General features: G+C 44.9%; 13 protein-coding genes. 8 read left to right on the top strand and 5 right to left on the bottom strand.

Annotated features, from left to right (window positions below; genetic code table 11):
- The first annotated feature begins 65 nt into the window (after nt 1–65).
- Complete coding sequence (locus BCOA_RS33115) at nt 66–1574, top strand: class I adenylate-forming enzyme family protein (protein ID WP_014098291.1); 1509 nt, start codon at nt 66–68, stop codon at nt 1572–1574.
- 406 nt (nt 1575–1980) lie between these two features.
- On the top strand, nt 1981–2358 hold the full coding sequence (locus BCOA_RS33110; RefSeq protein ID WP_014098290.1) for a helix-turn-helix transcriptional regulator: 378 nt from the start codon (nt 1981–1983) through the stop codon (nt 2356–2358).
- 61 nt (nt 2359–2419) lie between these two features.
- Here BCOA_RS33110 and BCOA_RS33105 read toward each other — a convergent pair whose 3' ends face one another.
- Nucleotides 2420–3214, bottom strand: a complete 795-nt coding sequence (locus BCOA_RS33105; RefSeq protein ID WP_014098289.1) for a Cof-type HAD-IIB family hydrolase — start codon at nt 3212–3214, stop codon at nt 2420–2422.
- A gap of 152 nt (nt 3215–3366) precedes the next feature.
- Here BCOA_RS33105 and BCOA_RS33100 point away from each other — a divergent pair, with 152 nt between their 5' ends.
- From BCOA_RS33100 to BCOA_RS33075, 6 genes are all read left to right on the top strand, one after another.
- Nucleotides 3367–3927, top strand: a complete 561-nt coding sequence (locus BCOA_RS33100) for a DUF420 domain-containing protein (RefSeq protein WP_014098288.1) — start codon at nt 3367–3369, stop codon at nt 3925–3927.
- Nucleotides 3928–4074: 147 nt separating this feature from the next.
- Nucleotides 4075–4458 carry a hypothetical protein gene (locus tag BCOA_RS33095; protein WP_014098287.1) on the top strand — a complete coding sequence of 128 codons (384 nt, stop codon included), beginning with the start codon at nt 4075–4077 and terminating at the stop codon, nt 4456–4458.
- Nucleotides 4451–4918, top strand: a complete 468-nt coding sequence (locus BCOA_RS33090) for an aminodeoxychorismate lyase (protein WP_026683417.1) — start codon at nt 4451–4453, stop codon at nt 4916–4918. The genes BCOA_RS33095 and BCOA_RS33090 overlap by 8 nt, the downstream gene beginning before the upstream one ends.
- A gap of 133 nt (nt 4919–5051) precedes the next feature.
- On the top strand, nt 5052–6035 hold the full coding sequence (locus BCOA_RS33085) for an L-lactate dehydrogenase (protein ID WP_014098285.1): 984 nt from the start codon (nt 5052–5054) through the stop codon (nt 6033–6035).
- 694 nt (nt 6036–6729) lie between these two features.
- Nucleotides 6730–7476, top strand: coding sequence for an SDR family NAD(P)-dependent oxidoreductase (locus BCOA_RS33080; RefSeq protein ID WP_014098284.1), 747 nt, complete (start codon nt 6730–6732; stop codon nt 7474–7476).
- A 302-nt stretch (nt 7477–7778) separates the two neighbouring features.
- Nucleotides 7779–8969: an MFS transporter gene (locus tag BCOA_RS33075; protein ID WP_014098283.1), complete on the top strand. Its 1191-nt coding sequence runs from the start codon at nt 7779–7781 to the stop codon at nt 8967–8969.
- Here the strand turns inward: BCOA_RS33075 and BCOA_RS33070 are convergent.
- From BCOA_RS33070 to glgA, 4 genes are all read right to left on the bottom strand, one after another.
- Nucleotides 8966–9394: a cell wall hydrolase gene (locus BCOA_RS33070; RefSeq protein WP_014098282.1), complete on the bottom strand. Its 429-nt coding sequence runs from the start codon at nt 9392–9394 to the stop codon at nt 8966–8968. The two genes, BCOA_RS33075 and BCOA_RS33070, sit on opposite strands and share 4 nt — an antisense overlap.
- A 214-nt stretch (nt 9395–9608) precedes the next feature.
- On the bottom strand, nt 9609–10364 hold the full coding sequence (locus tag BCOA_RS33065) for an exodeoxyribonuclease III (protein ID WP_014098281.1): 756 nt from the start codon (nt 10362–10364) through the stop codon (nt 9609–9611).
- A 23-nt stretch (nt 10365–10387) separates the two neighbouring features.
- A complete protein-coding gene (locus BCOA_RS33060; RefSeq protein WP_014098280.1) occupies nt 10388–11257 on the bottom strand; it encodes an NAD(P)-dependent oxidoreductase in 870 nt (289 codons plus the stop codon).
- A 362-nt stretch (nt 11258–11619) separates the two neighbouring features.
- Nucleotides 11620–13047, bottom strand: coding sequence for a glycogen synthase GlgA (gene glgA, locus BCOA_RS33055; protein WP_014098279.1), 1428 nt, complete (start codon nt 13045–13047; stop codon nt 11620–11622).
- Nucleotides 13048–13056 lie beyond the last annotated feature (9 nt).

Genomic DNA, 13056 nt, shown 5'->3' with positions numbered 1-13056 from the left:
CACCGCAGCCGGCGCTTTACTGCGGCAAACGGAAAAACCGGGTTTTTCGAACAGGAGGAGTAAAAATGTTTGTTGGGCAACAGCTCAAATGGCATGCCATTCATCAACCGGACCATATCATTACGTCTTACCGGGGAAAGAAAATGACTTATGCTCAATTTTACCGGGAGGCGATAAATGTCGCCGGCTTTTTCCAAAAAAAGGGGTACAAAAAGGGAGACATTATTGCCCTTTTTCTTCATAATTCCGATGTGCTGCTCATTGCCTATTATGCCTGTCAACTGGGCGGTTTCACAGCCATGCCTGTCAATACAAAATTGGCACCACCCGAAGTGCAGTATATTTTTCATCACTCAGAAGCAAAAGCCCTCATCTATGATATCCGCCTGCTTCATATACTGCATGAAATTCCACGCGAGTTTCATCAATTCCAAGACCGCTTGATGGTCGGCGGGGAAGACACATTCCGGACTATTGCCGGAGAAAATACGGATGCTTTTATGCCTCCCCAAATAGAGGCAGATGATACTGCTGTGATTTTTTATACATCCGGCACAACCGGCAGGCCAAAAGGCGTCATGCTGTCTGCCGCAAATGTCCGGGCAGCGGCACAAATCTGGTCTGAGGCAATGGATTTAAGCAGGGAAGACCGTGTGCATATTGTCACCCCATTATTCCATTGCGCGGCATGCCATGTCTTTAGCATTCCGGCCATCTACCGTGGTGGCACCATGATCATAGAAGAACAATTTTCCCCTGAGAAAACGCTTGAAACAATGGAAAAAGAAAAAGTTACTGTTTTCTTCGGGGTGCCGGCAATGTACAGTATCCTTCTCAATACGCCGAAAATGGCTGAAGTTGACCTGTCTTATTTGCGATTGTTCTGTTATGGTGCGTCTCCGATGCCGTATGAACGTGTGCGCCAGTTAAAAACGCGTTTTCCGGCAGTAAAAGTACAAAACTTATACGGCCAGACCGAAAATGCGCCGGCAGCTTCAACATTAACTGACCGTTTTGCTTTGGAAAAGGCAGGTTCGGTTGGCCAAGCATTGCCGCAAACGGAAATTCAAGTGGTAGATGCGGACGGTTCACCTGTTTCCGCCGGGGAAGTAGGCGAAATCATCGTTAAAGGGCCGCAAGTCATGAAAGGATATTTGAAAAATGAAGAAGAAACGCGGAGGGTATTGCAAAACGGTTGGCTTTACAGCGGAGATTTGGGCTATTTCGATGAAGCCGGCTTTCTGTATTTAGTTGACCGTAAAAAAGATATGTTAATACGTGGAGGCGAAAATGTTTATCCGGTGGAAGTGGAGGAAGTGCTGTATGAAATGCCGGAAATTTTGGAAGCGGCAGTGGTCGGAATTCCGCATGAAATATACGGGGAAGTGCCAAAAGCCTATATTGTCGTGAAAAAAGGCGAAACATTGACAGAAGAAAAAGTGCTCGCCTATTGTTCGGGAAAACTTGCAAAATATAAATGGCCGGCCGAAATTGAATTTTTACAGACGCTTCCACGAAATGCGAGCGGGAAAGTTTTAAAACACGTTTTGCGAAAACAAATTTCCGGGGAGTAAGGCAAACAGCACGGCAGCAAAAAATACCCATTTTGAGAAAGGGCGCCCGTGCCGTTTGGGAAAAGCGGAATGCCGGCAAATCACCGGTATTTTTTTGTTTAATTTGTTTTAATAACACTATGTGCTAAAAGATAAATAACTTTTGACCAAATGTTTGCACGATAAAAATGAACGAATTTTTACCATTCTTTTGCCGGCTTAGCCGGATGCACGGTTGATATAAAACGCGACTCCATTTTATAGAAATGAAAGGGTTTCAGAGCAGATTTTATAAAAATTACACAATGTGCTAAAAACATAATAAAAAACAAAAAACCTACACAGCTAAAATAACATACGTTCGAGTGTTAATTTTTGTGTGCTGCCGGCACATTTTACTATAATGGAAGAAAAAGGGGTGAGTAGCATGGCGGAAAAACGGCAAAGGGAGAGTACCGGCTTTTTAATCAAACAGCGCGCCTTTTTAAAACTTTATATTATCACCAATATTGAAAACGGACGGTGGTACGGGCTGCAGCTTTTGGATGAATTGAAAAAAGAATTTAAGCCGCTCGGTTTCGAACCGCAGCATTCCGAAATCTACCGGGCGCTTCATGAACTGGAAGATGAGGAGCAAATTTTGACCAAAATAAAAGTAAAACCGGACGGGGCAAAAAGAAAAGAGGTTGTTGTATACAAAATCAAAGACATGGAAAAAGCAAAAGCGTACAAAAAACTTGTCAAGGCTGACTTGGAACGGTGCGAGCAGCTCTTGCGAAAAGCGCTTCAAGATAATTTTTCATAAAAGAAGCCGGGGTTGCCGGCTCTTTTTATTCATTTTTCACTGCTAAAACGGACGCTCCCCCTTATGCTTGATCGATCACCCCGAGCATTTCCAAACCATGGTAAATACCGGATTCGGTAACGCTTGTCGTCCGGTGTTTTGCATAAGCAAACAGTCCGGGGTTGCTGTTTGCCATCGCAAAACTTTCGCCGACTGCCTCCAGCATTTCTTTATCGTTCATGCCGTCCCCAAACGCAACGGCTTTTTCTTTTGGAATGCCGAGGATATCCAGGGTTTTGGCTACAGCCATGCCTTTATTCACTTTATCAAGAATAACGTCGTAACAATGCCTGAATCCATCAATGTTGACCTGGGATAAATGCAGGCCGGGCAAATCTGCATACAATGCGGCGCCGTTTCCCCGGACATTCACAAGCGTAATGCCCAATACTTGATCAAGTACTGCCGGTGTAAAAGGGGCGTTTTGGCGAAGGTGGATTTTTTTTATAAAACTTTTCACTTCAGGCACATCAAAAGAAGTGATAAAGTTTTGCCGGTCCGTATACAAAACGACTTCATGTCCGTGCTTTTCGGCAATGCCAATAAATTTATCGACAATTTTAGGGTCCATTACCGTTTTAAAAAGGTTTTTTCCTCTATAGACAGCAAGTGTGCCGTTATAGCCGATCGCGGATTCGATTTCCAGTTCGTCCATCAGCCACGAAATTTCATGAAGCGGCCTCCCGGTTGCCAGGAAGACTTCCATGCCGTGCTTTTTTGCTTTGACCACGGCCTTTTTTGTTGAAGGCTGGATCGTATCTTCCGGTGTCAAAATCGTTCCGTCTACATCTAAAAAAAGTGCTTCATAGTGTCCCATCATTTCGCTCCAGTATGTATAATTTTTCACTTTTACTTTACCACAAATAAAAATGAATGTGAAAAACTTCGCTATTGTTGTTTGTCTACCAATCTTCATGCTATCATGAAAGCATATGATTACAGAATATAAAATGCGGGGTGCATGAAAACATGAATAAAGGGAACAGTCCTTCTTACCAACCGAAAAGTGATAAAAATTTTACGGCGCTGATTATCACCGTTTCCCTTATCGCAAATATTATCATTTTGCTGCTCTTTTTTACGAACATCGGTTACAAGGGTAAAGTAGGATTTGATATTTATATTTTGCCGAGGATGAACGCCGTTTTTAACAGCTTTACGTTTATTTTTCTCGTCTGCGCGCTCATCGCCATTAAACGGAAAAATATCAATGTGCATAGAGGATTTGTACTGGCCGCTTTTGCGTCAACGTTTTTGTTTTTGCTTTCTTATTTGACATTCCATTATCTTTCGCCTGAAACGGCAAGATATGGCGGGGAAGGGGCAATCCGGTTCATCTATTTCTTTATCTTGATTACCCACAGTTTTCTCGCGGCCATTATTGTTCCGCTTGCTTTGTTCGCACTTGTGTGGGGATGGACAATGCAGGTGAAAAAGCACAAAAAAATTGTCCGTTGGGCGATGCCAATCTGGCTTTATGTCAGCATCACCGGCGTGATCGTTTACTTGATGATGGCACCGTATTATTAAAGAACAGTACACCAGCCGCTGGTCCGGCTGGTGTTTTTTTTGTGCAACTTTTGTCATAAATTCTTGTTTTTTATCGAAAATAAAAGGCTGGACATGTATAATAATAGGGTACAGGAAGAAGATTTTTGAAGGAGGGGTACATATTTGATGGTCTGGACATTGGTAATTTTATTTGCGGTATCCGTTGTGTTGCTGATCATGTCCATCTTTAAAACGCGGAACCGTGCGAAAGAGGAACAGCAGGAATTGGAAACGGTGCATTTGGCACTCATGGATGAAATCAATCATCTGAAAGACGGCATCCGGACGCTTGAACTGGAAATGGACATTCTTGAAAAAGAAGCCGGCATCCAGCTTTCTGCCTTTGATAAACAGTTCAGGCTTGAAGTGCTGGATTTATATAAACGCAACTACTCTATTGAAAGCATTGCAGAAAAAAAACAAGTGACAAAAGCGGAAATTGAGGAAATTCTGGCCCCGTTTATGGCGGCGAAAAACGAAAGGAGCAAGGTTGCCGGTGGGAATGAATAAATTGAGCAGCTTTGCCGCAGGGATTTTGCTCGCCACGGCTGTAACAGGCGCCGTTTATTTTTCCGAAACAGGCAAAGCAGCGGACAATACGGTGAAAAAAACAAATACGGCTGAAACTGCAAAACTCTCCAACAGCCAGATGAAAGACAAACTAGAGCATGCAGGATATGTCGTTCAAACCAAGGCTGCATATGACAAAGATCTGGCTGATGCGAAGTCATCCGCTGAAAAATCCGCGAAAACCAAAACCGTCAACCGGGTTGTGTTCCAGGTGACGGATGGGATGACGAGCATTGATGTCGGCAAATTGCTTGAGAAAGCTAATATCGTGGATGATGCATTTCAATTCAGTAAAGATGTCGAAAAGAAGGGTGTTGAGAATCATCTTCGCCCTGGTACTTATGTCGTGGACAGCACGATGAGTTACGATAAAGTGATTTCAACCATTTTTAAAAAATAATCATGAAGCTAGCTGCCTGCCGTACTGCGGACCGGGCAGCTTTTTTTGCGCCGTTTTTCCGGTTTACGAAATTTTCACTGCAATAGTATGATTTTAAATGTTAAAATAAAGAAAACAAGGAGGGAAGACAACTGTGAAAAAGACAAAATTAGTAGTTGCAGGCGTTGGGCATGTCGGTTCGTATGTGCTTGCAAATGCGATGAAACTGGGCCTTTTTTCGGAAATTGCTGTATTGGATAAAAAGAAAGGGGTCGCATTTGGGGAAGCGCTCGATTGGAGACATGCCACGGCACTTACATATATGCCAAACACAAGCGTGAAAGCAGGGGATTACTCGGAATGCGCCGATGCGGACGTCATTATTTGTGCAGCAGGGCCAAGCGTGCTTCCGTCGGAAAAAGACGAAATGCCGGACCGGGCAGGGCTTGCCAGGACGAATGCCGCCGTGGTGCGGGAAGTCATGGCAGGGATTACGAAATATACAAAAGAAGCTGTCATCATTTTCATTACAAATCCGCTTGATACGATTGTCTATATTGCTGAAAATGAATTTGGCTATTCGAAAGGGCGGATATTCGGAACAGGCACCATGCTTGACTCGGCCCGCCTCCGCCAGCTTGTTGCCGAAAATTACAGCATTGATCCGAAAAGTGTAACGGGTTATATGATGGGCGAACACGGGTTTACCGCATTTCCGGTTTTCAGTCGTTTAAATGTACAGGGATTCCGTGAAAAAGAACTGGACAGCGTGTTTAAAGGAAAAGAACCGTTGGACAGGGAAGCTTTCAGACAAAAGGTGGTGAAAACTGCTTTTGATGTCCTGAATGGGAAAGGGTGGACCAATGCCGGTGTTGCTGAAGCTGCAGTGACATTGGCAAAAGCCGTGATGCTGGATGAAAAAAGCATTTATCCGGTTTCAGCCACTTTGCATGGTCAGTACGGATATAACGGTGATGTCGCTTTAAGCATACCAAGTGTCATCGGCCGTAACGGGATCGAACAACAGCTTGAAATTGAACTCGATGAACAGGAAACATCCTGGCTGCACGAATCGGCAAAATCGATCCAAAATACAATGGCATCGGTAAAAACCGGAAAATCGTATATTCAGGCTTGATCTAAAAAATCCGCTGCATTATACAGCGGATTTTTTAGGTGAAAACGATTCTGGCCAAAGATAATCTCTGGGTACAAGGGAAAAGGAGTGGCCGGGCAACTCCGCAATGTGATGATTTTTATCTAGTTAACATAATATATATTATAGCTAGTTGAGGAGTAAAACGAAATTTTGTCTCAAAAAAGAAGATTACTTTAAACATTGAGACAGAAACAATTTTTCCGTGAAACACAATCTTTATTGCATCTTTTCATCTCATCAGGATTTCGGTTTGTCCGGTATGCGTTTCATTGATCGTTCCAGGTTTATTCCATCACTCAGGGTTGTTGCGTTTTCATCTCCAGTTACATTTTCGCACATGCTTTCATTGAATCATCTAATCTTGGTTTGTTCTTTTATTTGCAATCCCTGCACATTCTTTTGCCTTAAAATTCTTCTTCTGGCTGATTTTCCTATATTTGTGCATGAATGAGCCTTCCTCATCGGTTTCATTTTTCGCCTGCCTTTTCTTTAAAATAACTGCAAGTGTTTATCCTTTTTTGATGGTTTTAAACCTGTCTATTGATATAAGTCGATTTTTCGAACTGTTCTTTCCTTTTATTGTAAACCTTTTCTTGCGGTGATACACTAAAAATTGTAAAGAAAAGTAAACGCATACTTTTTCTAAGAATATATCCATCAGGAGGCATGCATCATGTCAGGCAGAGTTGCAGTGATTACAGGCGCCGGCAGCGGGATTGGCCGGGAAACCAGTTTAACTTTTGCACGTAAAGGCGATTCCGTTGTGGTTACCGATATTGATGAAGAAAAAGGGCTTGAAACGGTGGAATTGATCAAACAAGAAGGCGGAGATGCTGTTTTTGCCAAGACGGATGTTTCCAAATTCGAAGAGGTTGAATCACTTGTCAATCAGGCGGTTGAAATATACGGGACGATTGACGTGATGTTCAACAACGCTGGAATCGGCACGCTCGGGCATATCCTGAGCCTGAAAATAGAAGATTACTTGCGTGTCATTGATGTCAATCAGCACGGCGTTGCATACGGAGTCATTGCTGCCGGCAGAAAAATGCGCGAGCTGGATATCAAGGGCGTTATTATCAACACAGCTTCCGTATTCGGATATTTGGCCAGCTTCGGTACTTTCCCATATCAGGCTGCAAAAGGCGCAGTCCGGATGATGACCCAAAATGCTGCGCTTGAACTAGCACAATACGGTATTCGCGTCGTCGGCATTGCACCGGGCAGTGTGGATACGCCGATTATACAGGCATATAAAGATGCCGGAATGACACAAAAAATGACAGAACAGCAAATGCGCAAAAAACTGATCCGTCCTGAAGCCATTGCAAATGCGGTTTATCTATTAACGCTTGAAGAAGCAGATGTCATTAACGGAAGTGTTGTCATGCTTGATGACGGCTATGCTTCTTTCAAATAACTTTCTTCATTTGTTTTTTTCACACGTCCCCTATTCCTCCCCGTTCCGTTCAAAAGGGCCTCCTCCCTTTTGAACCGGATGTGGATATCCCCCTCTCTATTTCTTTAATCTTATGGCCACCTGCACGAAAAAGTGAAAATCCAAACGCTATACGATAGCAAATGAACCTTAGCGCAGCGGTTCTTTTTGTCATTTTAGTGGCAAATTATGTTACAATATTCATACAGCTCTCGTTGTGGGTCTGGCTGTCTTCGTCCACTCCTGGGCGATTTGAAAGAAATTACGAGAAAGTGGGAGTATGTATGGGAAGTCAATCATTTACATCAGCGCCGTTAGAGGCAGAAAATCCTTTTTTTCGCCGTGCGCTGTTTACGTTCAGCGGTGCGCATTTTTTAAATGACCTGGTGACAACCGGCATGGTCCCTGCCCTTGTTGTCATGTACAAGCATGCGCTCCATTTGAATTATACGCAATCCACTTTAATTGTGCTGGTTTCTTATTTTACTTCATCGGTCACACAGCCGGTTTTTGGCATACTGACGGACCGGAAACCACGGGTCTGGCTTTTTTCGTTTGGTGTCTTTTTATCGATTGCCGGCCTGAGCCTAACCGCAATTGCGCCATCACTCACATGGCTTTTGCTTTTTATTGCGCTTTCCGGATTCGGGTCAGGCGTCTTTCATCCGGAAGCATCACGCGGCACCCATTTTGCGTCCGGGTATAAAAAAGGATTGGCACAGGCAATATTCCAGGTTGGTGGAAATGCCGGACAGGCTTTCGGGCCGCTTATGATTCCGCTCTTTTTGGTACATACCGGCATACACGGCCTGATCTGGTTGCTTCCGGTTGCTCTTTTATCCCTTATTTTAACCGCCCCTTTACTTGGCTGGATGAACAGCAAAGTGCAAAATATCCAGCGCCGGAGAAAAGAAATCGCCGGAAAAAACCATATTCCCGGCGTCATCCTGCTTGTTCTGGTCATTATTTTGCGTTCCTGGTGCCAGGTCGGGGTTGTCATTTTTCTTCCGTTTTACATGAAACATGCAAGCTTGGAAATGAGCGAACTATTGAACTTTGTCTTTGTCGGGGCCGGGGCACTGGGCACACTTTTTGGCGGCATGATTTCGGACCGGGCCGGCATGAAACGGCTGCTTGTCGTGTCCATGTTCCTTGCCACGCCTTTTGCACTGCTGCTTCCGCATTTAAGCGGCTGGCTGGCTGTACTCGATTTGCTCTGTTTCGGTTTCAGCGTCCTTTCAAGCTTTTCTGTCGGCGTGATCTATATGCAAAAGCTGTTGCCTAAAAATATCGCGCTTGCATCCGGCCTGTCAATTGGTTTCGGGGTCGGCGCCGGCGGGATCGGTTCAGTTTTCATGGGCGGCGTTTCCGATATGTTCGGGGTTGCCAGTGTATTTACCATTTTATCTTTCTTGCCCATGATCGGTGCTGTTATATCCTGCTTCTTGCCAAACGAAAAAAGGCTCGCAAATTAAAAAGTGGTATACACATTTTCGCATGTTTCAGCTGTCGGTTCGTAAAAACAATGCAATTTATACCGGGCAACGAACGGCTGGTCGTACCATGTGGGCGGGCAGTCCCCCTGCGGCCTGAAATACCATAAACTGTATTTGGCGGGCCAATGCCTTTCGCCGTTAATCGCACGTCTGGCCAACCGCCGTTCGCTTTCCCGTGCCCGCTGGTAAAAATATCCGTGAATCACTGCTTCAAAAGCATGCGGCTGATAAACCATTTGCGGAATGGTCCGGAGTCCGATAAAATCCGAACAATTCGCCCTGATCCGGTTTACGCCGACATTGCCGACAAGCAGCATGCCAAGCTGCCCCTCTCCTTCTGCTTCCGCCCTTAAAAGCCGTGCCAGTAAATCGATGTCTGCACTTGATGCCTTTACGACTGCCATTTTAAGCCTCCCTGAATTTGCAAATTGCGCACAAGTTTCGCTTTTTATCTTATGCCGCAAAACACAAAAAGAGAACCCCGCCTGTGTCCGGAATAAATCAAGCACCCGGGCGGAAAACACCGGATGCTTGATGTTTGTTAAATCGGAAGAGTACCGGGCTTTAAGTTTGGGCGCACGGCACAAAAGGGCAATCGGCAGAAACGGATCCTGCAAATTAAAAATTGGTTTCTAAAAATACCGGACAGTGGTCACTGCCCATGATCTCCGGATACATGCCGGCATCTTTTAAACGGCCGGCCAGTCTTTTGGATACGAGAAAATAGTCAATCCGCCAGCCGATATTCCTTTCCCTCACTTTGTTCATATAAGACCACCATGTATAAGCGCCTTCCCGCTCAGGATAAAAATACCGGAACGAATCAATAAATCCGCTGTTCAGCAGCCCGGTCATTTTACCGCGTTCTTCCGCTGTAAACCCAGAATTGCCAACGTTATTTTTTGCATTTTTTAAATCTATTTCCTGATGGGCAACGTTCATATCGCCGCATACAATGACTGGCTTCTTTTTGTCAAGCTCCGTTAAATAGGCCCGCATCCGGTCTTCCCATTCGAGGCGGTAACCGAGGCGGGCTAGATCGCGCTGGGAATTCGGCGTATAAACATTAACCAAATAAAAATCTTCATATTCGAGTGTCAAAATCCGGCCTTCCGGTTCTGTCCGATCTTCGCCGACGCCGTAGCGCACGGAAAGCGGCTCTTTTTTTGTAAAAACGGCCGTGCCTGAATACCCTTTCCGCTCGGCATAATTCCAATATTGATAATAGCCGTCCAAATCAAGGGCGATCTGCCCTGCCTGCAGTTTCGTTTCCTGCACGCAAAAAATGTCGGCGTCCGTTTCTGCAAAAAATGCAAGAAACCCTTTTTTTACACAGGCGCGGAGCCCGTTCACATTCCAAGAAACAAATTTCATCCCCGGTTTCTCCTCCATTGCATTTAAAAGTTCAGCTGTTTTAATGCTTGATAAACCGCAGCGACGTCCGCTTTTCCGGTTCCGTCTGCTTTCGCCCGGCTGTATGTTTTTTCGGCTGCATCCGCCAGTGGCAGCGACATACCGGCTTTTTTGATTTCCTCTTTTGCAAGGCCAAGATCCTTTGCCATTAATTCGAGCATAAATGCAGCCGGAAAATCTTCTTGTAAAAATGCCTTCTTTTTCATTTGGAAAATAGGTGTATTGCATGCAGAAGCCGAAATCATTTCAATCAGATCCTTCTTTTCAAGCCCTAGTTTTTCCCCGAAGAGAATGGCTTCGGACGCTCCCTCGATCGTCAGGCCGAGCAGCAAATTAATCGATAATTTTGCGGCACTGCCTTTTCCGTTTTCGCCAAAATGAATGATGGTTTTTCCTAATACTTCAAACATGGGGCGCACAGCATCAATCTCTTCTTTCCGGCCGCCGGCAAGAATGACGAGATTCCCTTCTTTTGCAGGCTGTACTGAACCCGATACCGGTGCATCAATAAAATGCCCGCGCTTTTCTTCCACCCATTTGGCAAAACGGATGGAATCGGAAGGGCTGACGGTACTCATATCCACGACTGTTTTCCCTTTCGTAAGGCCGGCAAGCACCCCGTCCTCTCCTTGTAAAACGTTTTCTACTGCCGCGGCATTGGTCAGCATCGTGACAATGACGTCTGCATTTTCGGCGATGTCTTTCGGCGTTTTGCAAACGGCTGCGCCGGCTTCAGCTAGTTTTTCCGTTTTCTTAATTGTGCGATTATACACAAACAAATCGAAATGCGCATCTAAAAGGCGGCGGGCCATCGGAGATCCCATATGCCCTAGACCGATCCAACCTATCTTCATGACAAAAGCCTCCATATTTAGACAAATTCACCTGAAAAGCCATAAGCTTTAAAGGGATATTCTGTTCTTATTCTAATGTTAAAGAAAAAATGCGGCAAGAAATACGCAATTTTTGTAGAAATATTTGGTGTTTGTATTGAAGAAAAAAGCGGTATTATACAAGTACAATCGATGTTCGCCAATCCTTGTGTGGGGGGGTGGGAAAAGTGAAAATCAAAGTCGGAAGCTGGAATATGTTAACGCTTCAAGATAAGTTATCGATTTTAAAGGCCATCAGCCGGAGAAACAAACATGGGCATCAGTAAAAGGCGCCAGTACGAAGCAGGCGCCTTTTTCCATTTTGTTTAAGAGCTCCCCGTTCTTTACGGGCATAACTCTTCATACAGCCGGATATATGCATTTGCAGAATGTACCCAGCTGAAATCAAGCCCCATCACCCGTTCAGATAACGACTGCCATGTTTTCGGCTGGTAGCGGAAAAACCAAACGGCCCTTTCAATCGTGTACAGCATATCGTGCGCGTTATAGTTTGTGAACGAAAACCCGTTGCCTTCGCCCGTGAATTCATTGTACGGCTTTACGGTATCTTTCAGCCCGCCGGTTTCACGCACAAGCGGCAATGTGCCGTACCGCATGGCGATCAGTTGCCCGATGCCGCACGGTTCAAATTTGGATGGCATTAAAAACAAGTCACTGCCCGCATAAATTTTATGGGAAAGGGCTTCATCAAAATAAATATGTACGGATACCTGACCTGGATACTGGCTTTCAAGATGCCGGAATGCTTCCTCGTACTGATGCTCGCCTGTGCCAAGAAGTACAAACTGGACATTTAAACTTAACATCTCATGGATCACATGCAGCACCAGATCGATGCCTTTTTGTTCTACCAGCCTTGTCACCATTGATATAACGGGAATGCCGGAATCCACTTGCAAATGGAAGGCTTCCTGCAAGGCTTTTTTATTCTTTAATTTTCCCGGGTAGTCCTCATATGTAAAGAACAGTGCATCGTCTGTTTTGGGATTGTAAGCATCCGTATCAATCCCGTTGATAATGCCTTCCAAGCGGTTGCTTTTCATCCGCAAAAAGCCGTCAAGATTTTCCCCGTAATACGGCGTCTGGATTTCCCGGGCGTATGTCGGGCTGACGGTTGTAATGGCGTCTGCATAAGCAATCCCTGCCTTTAAGTAGCTGACATTCCCGTAAAATTCAAGACCATCCACATGGAAATATAATTCGCTTAAATCGAGCAGATCTGACAGGACACTTTTTGGAAATACCCCCTGGTAGCGCAAATTATGAATCGTAAACATCGTTTTGATGCCCTGGTAGAAAGGATGGCTGGAAAAATGCGCTTTTAACAGTACGGGAATCGGCCCGGTTTGCCAGTCATGGCAATGAATGACATCCGGTTTTTCATTCAAATAAGGAAGGGCTTCAAGCACTGCACGCGAAAAAAAGGCGAACCGTTCGCCATCATCGAAATAGCCGTAACTCCCATGCCGTTTAAAATAATACTCGTTGTCCAAAAAATAATAACGGATCCCCCCTTCTTCCAATGTTTCAATCCCGCAATACTGCTTCCGCCATCCAACCGGCACGGTCAGGCTGGTCATAAAGGAGAGGCGCGCTTTCACTTCAGGCTGTAAATCTTCATATTTCGGCAGGATGACTACCGGATGGATCCCCGCTTTTTTCAAAGCTTTGGGCAATGCCTGGATCACATCGCCCAACCCCCCTGTTTTAATAAATGGTGCGCATTCTGAAGCAGTAAATAATACGTTCATCTTGTCTCC

Origin of the sequence: Heyndrickxia coagulans 36D1 (assembly GCF_000169195.2) — a bacterium.
Taxonomy (GTDB): domain Bacteria; phylum Bacillota; class Bacilli; order Bacillales; family Bacillaceae_C; genus Weizmannia; species Weizmannia faecalis.
Note: the sequence above shows the minus strand (reverse complement) of the source record. Positions and strands in the feature narration are given on the sequence as shown.